The following is a 14,743-nucleotide window of genomic DNA, read 5'->3' on the forward strand; positions in this document are numbered from 1 at the left end:
CGGCCGAAGTCGCCTTCGGCAGGTGGTACTTGCCGCTCACAGCAGGCTCACCGCCTTGTCGACCGCGCCGGCGACGTCGCCGCCCGCGGGATAGAGCAGAGAGCGGCCGACGACCAGGCCCTGCGCAGTGGGCTGCTTCAAGGCCTTGCCCCAGGAAGCGAACGCAGCCTCTGGATCCTTGACCTCGCCGCCGAGCAGCAACGCGGGGAGGGTGGAGGAGGCCAGGACGTGCTCCATGTCCCGGACGACGGGGAGCTTGAGCCAGGTGTATGCGGTGCGCCGGCCCAGTCCCGAGGCGATGGAGATCGACTTGATGACGGCGTCGGTCGACAGGTCGTTGCGGATTTTCCCGTCCCGCCACACGGAGAGGAACGGCTCGACCAGGGCGATGAGGTGACGGTCATTGAGCTCGTTGACTGCTCGAGCCGTCTCGGACAGGGCGGCCGGGGTCGCCGGGTCCTCCAGCGCGATCCGGGTGAGCATCTTGCCGCCGTCGAAGCCCATCGCGGCGATGGTCTCGGCGTCATAGCCCGTGAACCGGTCGTCGACCTCGAAGGTGGAGCCCGCGAGTCCGGCGCGGTTCATCGAGCCGAAGACGCTCTTGCCGTCCAGGACGCCGAGCAGCAGCAGGTCTTCCAGGATGTCGGCCGTGCTCAGGACTCCCGTGACGCCGGGTCGCTCCAAGGCGACGCAGAGGCGGTCAAGGAGCTCGAAGCGGTCGGCCATGGCCATCGGGTCACTGCCGATGCCGTTGGCGCCGCGCGCGGGATGGTCCGCCGCGATGATCATCGCCTTGCCATGGGTGCCGAGCAGCGAGGAGGCTTTCACACGGCGTGCGGCGGCCGCTGCGATGGCGCCGGGGTCGTTGACCCGGGCGTTCACGATCCGGATCACGTTGTCGGACAGCACGTCGTCACACCTCTCGCTGAGAGTCGTCGGGGGTGCCGGGAGTCGAGGGGTGAAGCTTCGCCTCCACCTCGGCTTCGGTCGGCATGGCGTCGGAGCAGGACAGGCGGCTCGCGACGATGGCGCCGGCGGCGTTGGCGAAGGCGACCGTGCGGCGGGTGTCCCAACCGGACAGCAGCCCGTGGCACAGGGCCCCGCCGAAGGCGTCGCCGGCGCCCAAGCCGTTGACCACGTCCACCGGGACCGGTGGGATCTCGGCCGCCCGACCGTCCCGGTCCATGGCCAGCACGCCCTTCGGGCCCTGCTTCACCACGGCCAGCTCGACGCCGGCGGCGAGCAGGGCCCTCGCTGCGGCGTACGGCTCGCGCTCGCCGGTGGCGACCTCGCACTCGTCGAGATTGCCGACGGCGACGGTGGTGTGCCGCAGCGCCTCGGCGTAGTACGCCCGTACCTGCGACGGGTCGGCCCCGGCTGTGTCTTTCCAGAACATCGGCCGCCAGTCCAGGTCGAAGACCGTCGTCCCGGACTTCGCGCGGTGTGCCAGCGCGGCCAGCGTGGCCGACCGGCTCGGCTCCTCGCACAGCCCTGTCCCGGTGACCCAGAAGATCCGTGCGTCGCGGATCGCGTCCAGGTCCAGCTCCTGCGGCTGGATGTCCAGGTCGGGGGCCTTGGGCAGCCGGTAGAAGTACAGCGGGAAGTCGTCCGGAGGGAAGATCTCGCAGAACGTCACCGGGGTCGGCGCGATGTCCGACGTGCCGACAAACCGGCTGTCCACGCCATACCCGTCCAGGGCCGTGCGCACGAAATCCCCGAACGGGTCGCGGCCCGTCTTGGTGATCACGGCGGCGGAGTGCCCGTAACGAGCGGCGGCCACGGCCACATTGGTCGGGCTGCCGCCCAGGTACTTGCCGAACGACGTGACCTCCGCCAGCCCCACGCCGGTTTGGAGCGGATACACATCCACCCCCACACGGCCCATGGTCAGCACTTCGAACGGCATCACGCTGGTTTCCCTTTCGTGCCAGAGACGGGGGCTCTCACCGGATTCGCTAATGCGCTCTACTAGCGCGCTCTAGTCTGTGTACGATGACCTCTGTCCGAATGTCATGTCAATACCTTGGTGCCGGGAGATTTCGAGAAGGCCCGTAGGGTGGGCCGCGTCGGAGGGTGGGTGCGCAGGTGGATGTGTCGGGAAAGCGACGGCCGACGATGGCGGACGTCGCCGCGAAAGCGGGGGTGTCCCGGGCGCTCGTCTCGATCATCTTCCGCGGTCAGCCAGGGGCGAGCGAAGAGACCCGGGAGCGGGTGCTGCGGGTCGCCGACGAGATCGGCTACCACCCCGACAGCGCGGCCCGGTTGCTGGCCCGCGGCCGCAGTCGCACGCTCGGTGTGATGTTCACCGTGCACCAGACCTTCCATGCGGAGCTCATCCAGGGGATCTACCCCGAGGCCGAACGTCTCGGCTACGACGTCCTGCTCTCCGCGGCCACCCATGGCCGTAGCGAGGCGAAGGCGGCCGAGGCGCTGCTCAGCCACCGCTGCGAGGCACTGATCCTGCTCGGCCCCGAGGCCGAGGCCGCGTATCTCGACGAACTCGGACACCGGACAGCGACCGTCTCGGTCGGCCGCCGGGTGCCCCGCGCCCGCGTGGACTTCGTGCACAGTGCCGAAGGCAAGGGCGTGCAGCAGGCCATGCAGCATCTCGTCGAACTGGGGCACCGCCGGATCGTGCACATCGACGGTGGCCGGGGACCCGGATCGGCCGAGCGGCGGCGCGCCTACCGGGCCGCGATGCGCCGGCACGGGCTGGAGTCCGAGGCGCGGGTGATCCCCGGCGAGCACACGGAGGAGTCGGGCATCGAGGCGGGCCGCCTGCTCGTGGCGGAGCGCGATCGGGGACAGACCCTGCCGACCGCGGTCCTCGCGGGCAACGACCGGTGCGCATGGGGTCTGCTGATGGCCTTGACGCGTGCGGGCGTTGAAGTCCCGCGCGACATGTCCGTCGTCGGTTACGACGACAGTCATCTTTCCCATCTGATGCCGATCGGTCTGACCACCGTCCGCCAGGACGCGGCTCTCATGGCGGAGCATGCCGTGCGGTTCGCCTTGGAGCGGTTGGAGAAACCGGATCTGGAAGCTCGGGAAGTCGTACTGGACCCGAAGCTGGTGGTCCGCGGCACCAGTGGCACGGCACCGCAGACGTCGCGCTGAGGCATCGGCGACCGCGGGCAGAGGGAGGCGGCCTCGGGGGATCGGAGCGGCGCACGCGGTACGTCCCCCAGCAGTTGGGGCTTTCGGCCTTGCCGCGCCGGGCGTGGCACCTACCGCACGTCTGTCGGGATCGAGCCCTTGACGATGTGGGCGAGGAGCCAGGACGACCTGCGTTCAGTGGACAGCTGACGCGTTCACGGTCGTGAGGACGTCCTTTCGGGATATGCCACTACAGGGCCGCCCGGTCCTCCTGCTCGGGAAGTTCCTCGACGTCGGCGCCGCCTTACCTGGGACAACTCGTGTTTGAGCGCTGTGAGTTCGGCGCCGCCGGCCATGTGATTGGTGAGTTCTTCCAGGCTGACGTCGTCGCGGGAGGCGTTGGGTCCCATGGCGCCTGGGCGCAGGACGCTTAAGAGGTCCTAACAGAAGTTGTTGATCATGTGACTTTCGGATGGGATGGCCGTTGGTCTGTTCGTGGGGAAACGACAGTCGCGGCCCTGGATCGTGTCGGATGAACTGTGGTCGCTCATCGAGCCGTTACTGCCCTCGCCGGGGCCGAATTTGATGGAGGGACGCCTTCGGGTCCCGGACCGCCAGGCGCTGGGCGGGATCTTGTTCGTGCTGCATACGGGCATCCAGTGGGAGTACCTGCCGCAGGAGTTGGGCTTCGGCTCGGGCATGACATGCTGGCGGCGCCTGGCCGCGTGGAACGAGGCCGGCGTCGAGCTGCATCTGGTGCTGCTGAAGAAGCTGCGGGCCGCAGGGAAGCTGGACTGGTCGCGGGCGGTGATCGACTCCTCCCACGTCAGGGCGGCGCGGCACGGCCCAAAAGCGGACCCAGCCCGGTCGATCGCGCACGTCCGGGCAGCAGGCACCACGTCCTCACCGACGGGCAGGGGATCCCGCTCGCGGTGTCGCTGACCGGCGGCAACCGCAACGACGTCACGCAGTTGCTGCAGCTGCTGGACAAGGTGCCGACGGTGGCAGGTGTCGTAGGCCGGCCCAGACGCCGGCCCGACGCGCTCCTCGCCGACCGCGGCTACGACCACGACAAGTACCGTCGCTTGCTGTGGCAGCGCGGCATCCGCCCAGTCATCGCCGAACGAGGCGTTGAAAACGGCTCTGGCCTGGGCGTTTTCCGTTGGGTGGTAGAGCGCACGATCGCCTGGCTGCACGGCTTCCGCCGCCTGCGCATCCGCTGGGAACGACGCGACGACATCCACGAAGCCTTCCTCGGCCTCGCCACCTGCCTCATCACCCACCGACACGTCCAACGCCTTCGTTAGGACCTCTAACTCAACATCGACCTCGCCCATCTCAGCGACGACCTCATGACGCGCATGACGGGCACGCTGGAACAGGACTTCAAGAGCACCCTGCGCCAAAGCAAAGCCGGCGGCGTCGACCGCATCGCCCGCACACCTGCATTCACCGCCAAACTCCGCCAGGCCATCATCTCCCAAAGCCGGTACCACATCGAACGTTAATCCAACGGACCAGGCGCTTCTTCCGCAGGCTGACGAAGAAGACGCGCATGGTGACGCGGGTGGTCGTCACCTCCGCTCCTACGACGCCGCCCACCGCGAAGTCATGCCCCCGTCGAGCAGCGCTCCCACAAGGGCCTGAACAACCAGGCGGAGAACAGCCACCAGCCCACCAGGCAGCGCGAACGCGCGATGAAAGGCTTCCGTGGCGTTGGTGCAGCCCAGCGCTTCCTGTCCGCGTTCAGCGGCATCTCGCCCCATTTCCGCCCCCGCCGACACCTGATGCCCGCACACCACTACCGCGCCGAGATGACCGTCCGCTTCACCCTCTGGGACCAGATCACCGGCGTCGCCGCCCTCGCCGCCACGGCCTGAACACAGGCCCGGCCCCCAAGCCCACCCTGCCCCCACGCACCGTCAAGCAGTCACACACCCAACAACGTGACAACGCCCCTCGGTCCGTACCCACGATGAAAGTCCACGAACGAGAGGAACCCCGGCCGACGCGCGGCTGGGGTTCCTCAAGGCGATCAGTATCGGTCAGCGGGTGGAGTTGCCCACGCCGTAGACAGCTCGTCCACGCGGCGGCGGACCGCACCCCATCCGATCACCGTGGATCAGGCGCGTCAGCGCTGCAGGGTGAGCAGGCCCGGCCGGTACGGCAGGGCCGGGTAGGGGGTGTTCGCCGGGAAGTCTTTGAGGCCCTGGTAGAGGAACTGCAGGTTGCAGGGATCGATGGTCATGGTCTGGTCGGGGTTGTTGCGGACCAGGTCACCGTGGCTGACGCCCCGGGCCCAGGTGGAACCGCTGTTGGCCTGGCCCGCGAAGGGGCTGCTCTCGCTGCCGGCCTGGACGGTCCACGGACCGTTCAGGCTGGAGGCGGTGAACGAGCGGAAGTAGCGGTTCGTACCCTTCGCCTCAACGATCATGAGGTACTGGTCCCGGCCCTGGACCTTGTAGACCTCCGGCGCCTCGAACAGGTTGTCCTCGGTGTCGCTCATGACCGTCGTGTACGAGGAGCCGAAGCTGCTGGGGAAGTTCTCGAGCGGCATGCTCGCCCGGTAGATCTTGCCGTTGTCACCGGCGAAGAACAGGTACATGTTCTGATTGTCGGCGATCATGGTCGCGTCGAGCGGGGCGCCGTCTTCGCCGGCGGGGAGGCTGCCGGTGAACAGCGACTGCGGGGCGGACCAGCCGTTGGGGTTGGTGGGGTCGCTGGACGTGCTGTAGACGAACGACGGCCACTGGTACGCCATCACCCAGATGTTCTTGGTCGAGAGGTAGAACAGTTCGGGCGCCACCGCGTCCCGGTTCGTCTTGGTCTGGGTGGCCGCCCCCATGTCCGACCAGTTCGTGAAGGGACTGAACCCCGTCGAGCCCCACGCACCACTTTCGTTGGCGGTGGTCGCGTAGACCAGGTGCTTGCCGTTGTACGTGGTGGTGGCGAAGTCCTTCACCGCGAGCTGCCCGTTCGCCGGCTCCGCCAGCGGGCCGGTCGAGGTCCACCGGTACGTCGACGGAAGAGCACACGCGTTGCTCGCCCCGGACAGGCCGGTCCACTTCTGGTTGGCGCCGCCGGTGCACGACCAGAGCCGCGCCTCCGTGCCGTTGGCCTTACCCCAGCCCGAGACTTCCAGGCACAGCCCGGACCGCACGCCGACGATCGTGCCGTCGGGGTTCACCCGCCACTGCTGGTTCTCAGTGCCGGTGCACGTCCAGATCTGCACCGGGGTCCCGGCCGTGGTGCCGCCGCCCCGGGCATCCAGGCACTTGTTGCCGTACACGGTCAGCTGGGCGCTGTCCGTCAACGTCCACTGCTGGTTGACTCCACCGTGGCAGTCCCAGATCTGCACGTTGGCGCCGTCGGTCTGGCTGAAGCCCGACACGTCGAGACAGCGGCCGGAATCAACACCGCGCACGTCGCTGGTGGTGGCCGCCTGAGCCGGGCCGGCGACGAGCAGCGCCGCCAACGCGGCCAGGGCCGCGACCACGGCGGCGAGCACCGCCGACGGGCGTCTGAGACTGGGACTACGTCTGCGCATAAGGACCTCGTCATCCTTGAGCAAGCGACTCCGGTCCGGCCCGTCAGGGGCTGTCCGGAAGCGGTGTGGTACGACCCTGAATTGTTCGACATAGCGAACATGGGTCGAAGTGTCGAGCAATTGGATGATTAGGGTTCCAGTGATCAGCGTCAACACCTCTCACAGGATTCGCAAGCGAACATTCACAGGCTGAACCAGGGCGGCCTCAAGTCCCTTGCTTGTACGGGTGTTTGACCGAGAAGCCGTATCTCGACCGAACATGATCGCTTGATCTCTGCTGGTCAGGCATGGTTTCGCTCGTAGCGAGGGAGGCACGCGGCGTCTTGTTTCCGCTCCGTGAGCGAGGGGTACGCGATGGCGTCGGTGCTGGGAATGCTGGAGGAGCGGGAGGCCGCGGTCCGTGTGCGGGTGGAAGGACTGCGGGAGGAAGTCGCCCGGTTGGCCGGGGTGTTGGAGGCTGCGGAGATCGGGCTGGACCGGCGGGTGATCGCGCGGGAAGAACTGGTCGAGGCCCTGGCAGCCTCGGCTGCCGAGACCACCGCCGTGACCGGGACTGAGGCGGAGCGGAAACCCGTGCCCCGCCCGCGCCGGTGCCGGGCTCGATCGTGCCTCCTTGGCGCGAGGGACTGCCGGTGACGGTGCCTGCGCCGGACTACCAGCGGATCCTGGGCGTGCTCGACGAGCGGCAGCCGACGGGCCAGGGGCCGCTGAAGGCCAAGGAGATCGCGAGGGCGTAGGGCCTTGGGACGACGTCGGCGAAGGTCGAGGGGGTGCGCTCGAAAGCAAGCCCGCCGCGGCGCCGCGGTCGCCGATGTTCGCGGCGGTGACCGCGACGACCAGGAGCAGGCCGAGGCAGCCGGTCACGATGTGCCGCTTGCGGCCGCCCACTTTCTTCCCGCCGTCGTAGCCGCGTGAGACGGACGGCACCGAAGCCGCGGCCTTCACCGACTGCGCATCGATGATCCCGGCCGTCGGCTCCGCCTCACGGCCCTCCCGCTCACGCACCCGTCCACGCAGCCGGTCGTGGGCCAGCTACTGGGCGACGTCCGCGGCGCCGTAGATTCGCAGGGCGTCCGCCGCGTCCTCGACGGTCCAGGAGCGTAGGACGAGCCGGGGTGTGGTGATCCGAATTTCTTCAACGACGACACGATGCTCGCGTTCGGTCATGCCGGAACGCTACCAACCGCTCACTGATCCGTCGCGTGCATCCCCACGAGGTCCAACTCGGACTACGTGCGGTTCGACCTGCGTGAGCTGCTGGGTGACCACGCCCCGGCCCCCTTCCTCGTGCTGTCGTCTCCGTCACATGCCGTCGGGAGGTGGCTCCAGCGCGGCGGCGTCGAAGAAGGACTCGGTGGCGAAGAGATGGACGAGCATCGGTTGCAGCGACTCGGCCCAGTCCGTCCAGTCGGCTCCCTCCATGCGCAGGTGCAGCGACTCCGTGTGGGACAGCTGGCTGACCAGGGTCTCTATGCCCGTCTCGTCGCCGACCGCGAGCCACACCCCGGTGTGGTGATCGGAGGCCAGGAGCAGACCTCGCCGGTTCCAGTCCGAGCCGCCGAGGTCGAGGTAGAGGCCGCTGAGCACAGTGCCGTCGGGCCACGACGGCAGGACGGACACGACCCCGACGTCCAACAGCACGAAGAGCCTGCCGGTTTCCTCCAGCGCGGGCAGCCAGGCGGACTGCCAGCCACGGTCGAACAGACAACTGGCGGCGACACAGTGCAGCAGCGGGCCGCGGTCCGCCCAGAGCTCCGCCAGCCGGTCGAGATCGGCCGGCTCCCGCAGCAGGGTGTGCCATACGGCGTCGCCTCCCGCCCCGTCGTCCGCCACCGCACGGACGGCGACGGTGGGTCCCTCAAGGCGGGCGAGCGTCTCCTCGGCCCGGGCGTCGAAGGCGTAGCCCTCCAGGAGCCGCGCGGGGAGGCGGACCGCAGTCACCAGGGACGGACGGCCCGCGATCCGCGCGCTCGCGTCGACGACCCTGACGACCTCTTCGGGGTCCACGTCGGGCCCCAAGGTGATGAGTTGGGCCGGCCTCGGCTCCGGCACGATCCAGTGGCGTGCCTGGCGGACGAGCGAGGCCTCGAACGTGGCGTCGTCGACGTGCGGGACATCCGGTGGCTGAACGCGCACGGGGGGACCGTCGGGGTCGTCCGCCTGGATGCGGTCCGCCAGTTCGACGGCCTCCGTACGCCCGCCGAGGAAAGGCAGCACGGTGGCCCCCATGCCCCGCAACTCCTCCGCCACCCTGCGGTAGATGAGGTCCTCCCACCGTTCCCAGGCGTCGTCGAAGGCGTCGGCCACGGCGGCGGACGGATCGGCTTCGGGCCTGTCGGCCGTCAGCGCCTCGTCTCCGAAGGCAGTGGCGACCTCTTGGTCGACGGCCCTCGCGGCCGCCCCCATGAGCGCGCCACGGTCGCCGCGCAGCAGCCGGTTCCAGCGCCCGTCCGGCCGGTCGACCTCGCGCAACAGGCTGAGCGTGAACCCGTCCGGCCATGTCTCCGACAGCCGTTGCAGGACCGGCGTCTGCATGCTGGCCCGGGCCAACGCCGAGACGGCCAGGGCCTGTCGGTGCGGTCCGGCCACCTGCGCCACCGCGGCGGCCGTACGTACGTACAGGGGCTGGTAGTCCGGGTATTGCTCCAACACGCGTTCCGCCTGAGGGAATCGGCCGGAGACCGCACTGACGCTCATAAAGGTGGCGAAGGACTCGTGCACGGTCCGGCAGGCGTCACGCAGTGGCAGACCGAGCGCCTGCCACGGCCTGTGCCGTGCGGTCAGATGCAGCGCGATCCCCCAGGTGGTGCTGTCGTTCAGCATCGCGTGGTGCGCTTCGTGCGCGTGCAGCACCCGGTCGCGCACCCCGTCCTTGCCGTCGCCGCGCAACTCGAAGCGGCGGGGGCGGTACGCGCCCGTACTGCCCGTCAAGCCGTCGAGGAAGAAGGCGAGATGATCCTCGTCCCACGGATCGTTCTCGTTGCCGTCGGGCCTGCCCTCACCGGTCATGATCCACTCGCACGGTCGTCGGGATGCGGGGTGTGCAGCATCGAGGTGAGCAGGGGGTACACGTCCCGTACCGCGGGCTGGTCGCAGCGGCGGGCCAACACGCGAGCGAGAGCCAGGAGATCGGTCCGTATGCTCCAGGAAGCGGTGGCGGCGAAACCGGGGAGCAGCTCACGCAGCAGCGCGCAGGCGTGGTCGATGTCCCCCGCGGCCGCCCGCGCGAGAGTCTGCCGGGTCGCCCAACGGGTCTTGAGCCGACGGGACTCGTCGGGTATGGCGCTCAGTTCCCGGTCGAACATCTCGGCCGCCTCGGCGGGCCTGCCGAGGTCGTACAGGCATCCGGCGGTGGCCAGCGACACCGGATCCCCACCGCTCGACGTGCCCAGGACGCGAGTGGGTTCGTCGCCCGGCGAGTCGTCGAGCAGGGAGCGTGCCCGGTCCAGCGCGTGCCGGCACTCCCCGTAGGCGCCGGCCAGTGCGTGTCCCTGTGCCTCGCGCAGGGCGGCCAGTCCCCGCACCCGGGTGCCTGCCGCGGGTGCCGCCTGGGCCCGCTGCGCCAGGGCGATTGTGGCGAGGGCGTCGCCGGCGTTCATCCTGATCAGGGCGTGGCGGACGAGTCCGTAGGCGGCGAGTTCGAGGTCGCCGCCCCGTTTGGCGAGGACTACGGCCCGGTCGGTCCACCATATCGCCATGTCGTCGCGTCCGGCCTCCTGCGCCATCCAGCCCGCGTACTCGGCATAGCGGGAGGCGAGCAGGTAACTCTCCGACCGCCAACGGCCGTCGGCGTGTTCGGCGACCGTCTGGAGGGTGTGGGTCTGGGCGATGAGTGAGGGCAGGACGGCGGCGGGACTCGCCCGCTGGCCCAGGCGCCGCACGAGTGGGAAGAGTTCGGCGAACGTGGACACCGTGGTCTCCGCGTCCAGCCCTTTCGGTGCCGACGCCCCGGGGACCGCCAGGCCGAGCGACAGCAGGGAGGTCACGCCGATGCCGACCGCCTGCCGCCGGTCGGCGGGTTGAAACCAGATCGAACCGCCTCGTCCCATGCCCATGATCCATATCTCGTCGTCGTTGCCTGCGTCGGCTTCGAGGCCCGCGTGGATGTCGAGGCCCACGATGCTCTGGATGCCGAGTGCCGGAGCCGTCGGTCCGGCGTCGGCGCGGTCCGGGGGAACCAGGCCGGCCAGTTCGCCCTCGGCGCCCAGGGCCGCGTCGCAGCGGCGGGCCAGCGCTGCCGTAGGCCGCCTGCCCCCGGTCTCCACGCGGCTCAAGTAGCCCTTGCTGTAGTGGGTTCGGCCGGCCAGCACGGTCAGTGACAGACCGGCCGCCATCCGGCGCTGCCGAAGCGCTGGTCCGAAGGAATCCCTGACGTCCACGACGGCTCCCGGCTCACGACGAGGCGTCCCCGAACCCAGGGCGGGTAAGCGGCCCTTGGGACCACGCCGCCGTGAACACAGGGTGTCACTGAACGGTGACACAAGAGATCTCTCCCGACAAGACGCGCTCGACAGCCGGTTCATCGGGAGTCGGACCGCGATCCGCCGCGCAGCAGGAGCCACAGGGCGAGCCCGCCGAGGACCACCTCGGTGCCGTGGCCCGACTGTCCCGCGTAGGTGAACAGGGCGACCAGCTGGTGCGCGTTGACCAGCCAAGCCACTGCAGCGATCAGGCCTTTGTTTCCGCTCGGGATCCGTTCCACGGAGCTGCCACCTCCCCTGGTGAGTGCCTTCAGCGTCTACGCCCTCCGCACTCGGCTGAAGGGGTTGCCAATCGTCAGGCCGGACTGGCAACAGGCAACACCGGGCAACGGCTTCCAACCCTCCGGCAACAGCAGATCATTGGAGGTGATCTGCCACTATGAGCAGCATTCGCCGAACTCGATCCGACTCGATGCGAGGTGCCGTCGGGGTGACCGGAGTCTTCATCAACTACCGCAACTCCGACGAGCCCTACGTGGCCGTCCTCATCGACCGGCTCCTCGCGGAGCGGCTCGGCCCCGACAACGTGTTCCGTGCCAGTCGCTCCAACACTCCGGGCAGGGACTTCCGGGACCAGATCCTGGGCCGCCTCAAGGAGTGCACCGTACTGATCGCCGTCATCGGCGAGAGCTGGCTGGACACCCGCGACGCCGAGGGCGCGCGGCGCCTGTGGCAGCCGGAGGACTGGGTACGCCGGGAGATCCAACTGGCCTTCACTGAGGGCTTGCGCGTCATCCCCGTGTACGTCACCGGAGCGCCCGCCCCACAGGCCGAGCAACTCCCGCCGGACATCGAGCAGTTGGCTCACCAACACGGCGTACGGCTGCACCATCGCTCCGCCGACACGGACCTGGACCGTCTGGCCGCCGTAGTGGAGCGGTGGGTTCCGGACCTCCGGCTGGACGTACTGCTGGAACGCCCTCCCGCCGCGCCTCCCTTGGGTCTGCCCAGCGCTCTTCTGCGCCCCGAGCACCAGGTCGTCCCCTTCGAAGAACCCACGGGTCGGCGGGGGTTGAAGATCCTGCTGGATTGGAGCGAGGGGGCCGCGTCGGCTTCTGTGCTGCTACTCACCGGGGGCGCGGGGCAGGGCAAGAGCCGGCTGGCTCGCGAGGTGTGCGAGCGACTGCGGAGCGAGAAGTGGACGGCGGGACTCATCGCTCCGGGCGCCCCGCCGTCGGTCCTGGAGCGGATCCACGGCCTAGTCCGGCCCACCCTCCTCGTGTTCGACGCCGCCGAGTCGCGCCAGGAGGAACTGTCCGCCGCCTTCACCGCCCTGGCCCGGCGGCCCGGTTCGGCGCCGCCGGTACGGCTGCTGCTGCTCGCGCGCTCGGGCGGGGACTGGCTCAACCGGATCCAGGTCGACGACGACCGGGCGGCGGATCTGCACGGCCGTGTCAAGACCGTGTCGCTGTCCGCGCCGGACTTGGAACAGGCGGCACGCAAGCGGGAGTTCGCCCGGGCCATGGACGCCTTCGCCACCCGGCTGAACATCGTCCTGCCCGCGGTCCCACCGCCGGCCCCCGCACCGCAGGCCTTCGAGAGCCCGCTGGATCTGCACGGCGCCGCGCTGGAAAGCGTGTTGGACCTGAACGGGGGCCGGGTGAACGGTTCGTCAGGGGCGCGGCCCGACGTGTTCGGCCGCCTGCTGGATCTCGAACGCGGCTACTGGCGGCGCACGGCAGAGGCGTTTCAGCTGGCGCCCGCGGATCCCGGCCGGTTCGACCAGACGGCCGCCGCCGCCACTCTCTTCGGCGCCGCCGACCACACCGAGGCAGTCAGAACGTTGGGCGCGCTGCCGGCGTTCCGTGGGGCCGAGGGGTGGACGGTGGAGAAGTACATCGGCTGGGCCCAGTCGATGTACCAAGGGCCGGCCGCGCTCAACGCCCTGCGGCCGCGGCGGCTCGGCGAGGTCCAAGCCGCGCAGGTGGTGATCCGGTACCCGGACTTCCTGGAGTGTCTGCGGTCGGTGTCCGACACCCAGGCCGTCAGGGCCCTCACCGTCCTGGGGCGCGCGATCGCCCGTGATCGCCGCGTGGAGGGCTGTATCGCGGCTGCCCTGCGCACCGAGCCCGGCCGATTGGCGCCGCTGGCGCTGGACGCCACGCTCGCCCTGGAGGAACCCGCCGCGTTCGTCACGGAGATCGCCGCCACGCTCCGGGACGCCGAACCGGCCGTGCTGGAGCGGGCGTTAGCGGCGCTGCCCCAGCGCAGCGTGGTGCTGGCCGAACTCGCGGCGGACATCACCCGGTGGGCACGCACCGCGCACCGCGCCCGAGCCGATGGCGACCCACGCAAGGCCGCACTGCTCGCCCGCCGGTTCGCCGGGCGCCACAGCTCTCTGGGCGCACACCTGGAGGAGGCGCTGGCGGCGGCCGAGGAGGCGGTCGGCCTCTACTCCTCGCTGAGTACCACCGATCCGGCGCTCCTGCCCGAACTCGCCGAGGCACAGGCCGTTCTGGCCCTGCTGCTGAGCGACACCGGCCGGCACCCGGAAGCCCTCGCCGCGGGCGCCGCCGCCGTGGAGCGGTACAGCGCTCTCCCGCCGAGCACCGATCGACGGCATACGGCGGGACTGGCCACCGCCCTCAACAACCAGGCCATCCGGGCGGGCCAGCATGGCGACCCGGTGACCGCGCTCGCACACGCGCGGCAGGCGGTGCGGCTCACCGGCACGCTGGTCGAGGCCAACCGTCCGGCCCATCTGTCACTGCGCGCCGACGCGTTGGACACCCTCGCCACCCTGACGACCGACCTGCAGGAGGCCCTGGAGGTCGGCGCGCAGGCCCTTTCCCTGCGCGAGGAACTGGCCACCGCACGCCCCGACGCCTATGAGCCGCAGCTCGCGGCGACCTCGTACAACCTCGCCCTGCTGTCGGCGCGGGCAGGGCGTCCCACGGACGCCCGGGAGCTGGCGGCAGCGGCGCTCGTCCACTACGAGCGGGTCACCGAACGCCATCCCGGGCGCTTCGAGAAGGAGTTGGCCCGCGTACGCCAGTGGCTCGACCGGCCGAACCCGACGAAAGGCAGCGCAGAACAGTGACCGACGACTCGATCGACGCCCTCAAGAAGGCCGCCCAGGTGGACGGTGACCGCCTGCACCGCGCGGAACTCGAGCGCATCGCGGCCACGGTGACGACCGTGGACGACGGTGAGTTCATCCACGCGGTCACCCGCGTGTGCGGACTGTCGTGGGAGAGCGGACGCGAACACACGCAGGAGCGACTGGAGCTGACCGACGACCGGAGCTGGGTCGACCTCGGCACACCGGGCAACCGAGAACGGCTGCTGCAAGCGGTGTTGGCCGCGGCGATCGTCGGCTCCGGCGCCGTGTCGGACACCACCTCGGTCACGCTGGCGGCTCGTTGCCTGCCCGCAGTCGCGTACCTGCCGGCCAGTCCCGTCACGGCGGGAGAGGCGGGACTCCGGCTCGAACTGCGGCTGCGCCCGGGGCCGTTCGTCCTCCCCGACGACCTCGTGACGCAGATCAACGCCGAGGACTTCAGGGAGTTCGGCGAGGAACTCGCAGCCTCCGTGCTCCACTCCCCCTTCGCCGCGAGCGGCGGCACCACGCTGAGCGTGGTGCCGCCGCCGGCCGCCCGAGACCGGAACTGAGGCGTCG

At 69.9% G+C, this 14,743-nt stretch carries 13 protein-coding genes and 3 pseudogenes; 7 read left to right on the plus strand and 9 right to left on the minus strand.

All coding sequences use genetic code 11. The features are described 5' to 3' along the window. Positions 1-36 precede the first annotated feature (36 nt). Together OG241_RS05775 and iolC are read right to left on the minus strand one after the other, a co-directional pair. On the minus strand, positions 37-909 hold the full coding sequence (locus OG241_RS05775; RefSeq protein ID WP_405814056.1) for an aldolase: 873 nt from the start codon (positions 907-909) through the stop codon (positions 37-39). A 4-nt stretch (positions 910-913) separates the two neighbouring features. Next, on the minus strand, positions 914-1,906 hold the full coding sequence (gene iolC / locus OG241_RS05780) for a 5-dehydro-2-deoxygluconokinase (RefSeq protein ID WP_405826071.1): 993 nt from the start codon (positions 1,904-1,906) through the stop codon (positions 914-916). A gap of 209 nt (positions 1,907-2,115) precedes the next feature. Here iolC and OG241_RS05785 point away from each other — a divergent pair, with 209 nt between their 5' ends. Then, positions 2,116-3,117 carry a LacI family DNA-binding transcriptional regulator gene (locus tag OG241_RS05785; RefSeq protein WP_405826073.1) on the plus strand — a complete coding sequence of 334 codons (1,002 nt, stop codon included), beginning with the start codon at positions 2,116-2,118 and terminating at the stop codon, positions 3,115-3,117. Positions 3,118-3,311: 194 nt separating this feature from the next. Here the strand turns inward: OG241_RS05785 and OG241_RS05790 are convergent. Then, positions 3,312-3,536, minus strand: a pseudogene (locus OG241_RS05790) (sugar ABC transporter ATP-binding protein); the annotation flags it as partial. Between the two features lie 37 nt (positions 3,537-3,573). Here OG241_RS05790 and OG241_RS05795 point away from each other — a divergent pair. From OG241_RS05795 to OG241_RS05805, 3 genes and pseudogenes are all read left to right on the plus strand, one after another. Continuing rightward, positions 3,574-4,403 (plus strand): IS5 family transposase gene (locus tag OG241_RS05795; protein ID WP_405814057.1). Its coding sequence is split into 2 segments (ribosomal slippage): positions 3,574-3,949 and positions 3,949-4,403, totalling 831 coding nucleotides; the frame shifts between segments, so codons are not numbered across the junction. 45 nt (positions 4,404-4,448) lie between these two features. Continuing rightward, on the plus strand, positions 4,449-4,604 hold the full coding sequence (locus OG241_RS05800; protein ID WP_405826887.1) for a hypothetical protein: 156 nt from the start codon (positions 4,449-4,451) through the stop codon (positions 4,602-4,604). 11 nt (positions 4,605-4,615) lie between these two features. Continuing rightward, positions 4,616-4,976, plus strand: a pseudogene (locus OG241_RS05805) (DDE-type integrase/transposase/recombinase); the annotation flags it as partial. Between the two features lie 251 nt (positions 4,977-5,227). On the opposite strand, the gene OG241_RS05810 reads toward OG241_RS05805, so the two are convergent. After that, positions 5,228-6,643, minus strand: coding sequence for a non-reducing end alpha-L-arabinofuranosidase family hydrolase (locus OG241_RS05810; protein WP_405814058.1), 1,416 nt, complete (start codon positions 6,641-6,643; stop codon positions 5,228-5,230). Positions 6,644-6,997: 354 nt separating this feature from the next. Here OG241_RS05810 and OG241_RS05815 point away from each other — a divergent pair, with 354 nt between their 5' ends. Then, complete coding sequence (locus tag OG241_RS05815; protein ID WP_405826889.1) at positions 6,998-7,279, plus strand: hypothetical protein; 282 nt, start codon at positions 6,998-7,000, stop codon at positions 7,277-7,279. Positions 7,280-7,465: 186 nt separating this feature from the next. On the opposite strand, the pseudogene OG241_RS05820 reads toward OG241_RS05815, so the two are convergent. The 5 genes and pseudogenes from OG241_RS05820 to OG241_RS05840 form a co-directional block, all read right to left on the minus strand. Then, a pseudogene (locus tag OG241_RS05820) lies at positions 7,466-7,648 on the minus strand (transposase); the annotation flags it as partial. 27 nt (positions 7,649-7,675) lie between these two features. Continuing rightward, positions 7,676-7,810, minus strand: a complete 135-nt coding sequence (locus OG241_RS05825; protein WP_405814059.1) for a hypothetical protein — start codon at positions 7,808-7,810, stop codon at positions 7,676-7,678. 135 nt (positions 7,811-7,945) lie between these two features. Continuing rightward, positions 7,946-9,652 carry a hypothetical protein gene (locus tag OG241_RS05830; RefSeq protein ID WP_405814060.1) on the minus strand — a complete coding sequence of 569 codons (1,707 nt, stop codon included), beginning with the start codon at positions 9,650-9,652 and terminating at the stop codon, positions 7,946-7,948. Beyond that, positions 9,649-11,022 carry a helix-turn-helix domain-containing protein gene (locus OG241_RS05835; RefSeq protein WP_405814062.1) on the minus strand — a complete coding sequence of 458 codons (1,374 nt, stop codon included), beginning with the start codon at positions 11,020-11,022 and terminating at the stop codon, positions 9,649-9,651. The genes OG241_RS05830 and OG241_RS05835 overlap by 4 nt, the downstream gene beginning before the upstream one ends. 140 nt (positions 11,023-11,162) lie before the next feature. Further along, positions 11,163-11,345 (minus strand): hypothetical protein, encoded by a 183-nt coding sequence (locus OG241_RS05840; protein WP_405814064.1) that lies wholly within the window; start codon positions 11,343-11,345, stop codon positions 11,163-11,165. Positions 11,346-11,503: 158 nt separating this feature from the next. Here OG241_RS05840 and OG241_RS05845 point away from each other — a divergent pair, with 158 nt between their 5' ends. Further along, complete coding sequence (locus OG241_RS05845; protein WP_405814065.1) at positions 11,504-14,164, plus strand: TIR domain-containing protein; 2,661 nt, start codon at positions 11,504-11,506, stop codon at positions 14,162-14,164. Beyond that, on the plus strand, positions 14,161-14,736 hold the full coding sequence (locus OG241_RS05850) for a hypothetical protein (protein WP_405814067.1): 576 nt from the start codon (positions 14,161-14,163) through the stop codon (positions 14,734-14,736). The genes OG241_RS05845 and OG241_RS05850 overlap by 4 nt, the downstream gene beginning before the upstream one ends. Positions 14,737-14,743 lie beyond the last annotated feature (7 nt).

Source organism: Streptomyces sp. NBC_01390 (assembly GCF_045040105.1).
In the GTDB taxonomy this organism is placed as follows: Bacteria; Actinomycetota; Actinomycetes; order Streptomycetales; family Streptomycetaceae; genus Streptomyces.

Bases quoted from the DNA above. Each gene is read 5' to 3' on its own strand.
- iolC (WP_405826071.1), bottom strand. From the start codon at position 1,906: ATGCCGTTCGAAGTGCTGACCATGGGCCGTGTGGGGGTGGATGTGTAT.
- OG241_RS05800 (WP_405826887.1), top strand. From the start codon at position 4,449: ATGACGCGCATGACGGGCACGCTGGAACAGGACTTCAAGAGCACCCTG.
- OG241_RS05825 (WP_405814059.1), bottom strand. From the start codon at position 7,810: ATGACCGAACGCGAGCATCGTGTCGTCGTTGAAGAAATTCGGATCACC.
- OG241_RS05845 (WP_405814065.1), top strand. From the start codon at position 11,504: ATGAGCAGCATTCGCCGAACTCGATCCGACTCGATGCGAGGTGCCGTC.
- OG241_RS05815 (WP_405826889.1), top strand. From the start codon at position 6,998: ATGGCGTCGGTGCTGGGAATGCTGGAGGAGCGGGAGGCCGCGGTCCGT.
- OG241_RS05810 (WP_405814058.1), bottom strand. From the start codon at position 6,643: ATGCGCAGACGTAGTCCCAGTCTCAGACGCCCGTCGGCGGTGCTCGCC.
- OG241_RS05830 (WP_405814060.1), bottom strand. From the start codon at position 9,652: ATGACCGGTGAGGGCAGGCCCGACGGCAACGAGAACGATCCGTGGGAC.
- OG241_RS05785 (WP_405826073.1), top strand. From the start codon at position 2,116: ATGGCGGACGTCGCCGCGAAAGCGGGGGTGTCCCGGGCGCTCGTCTCG.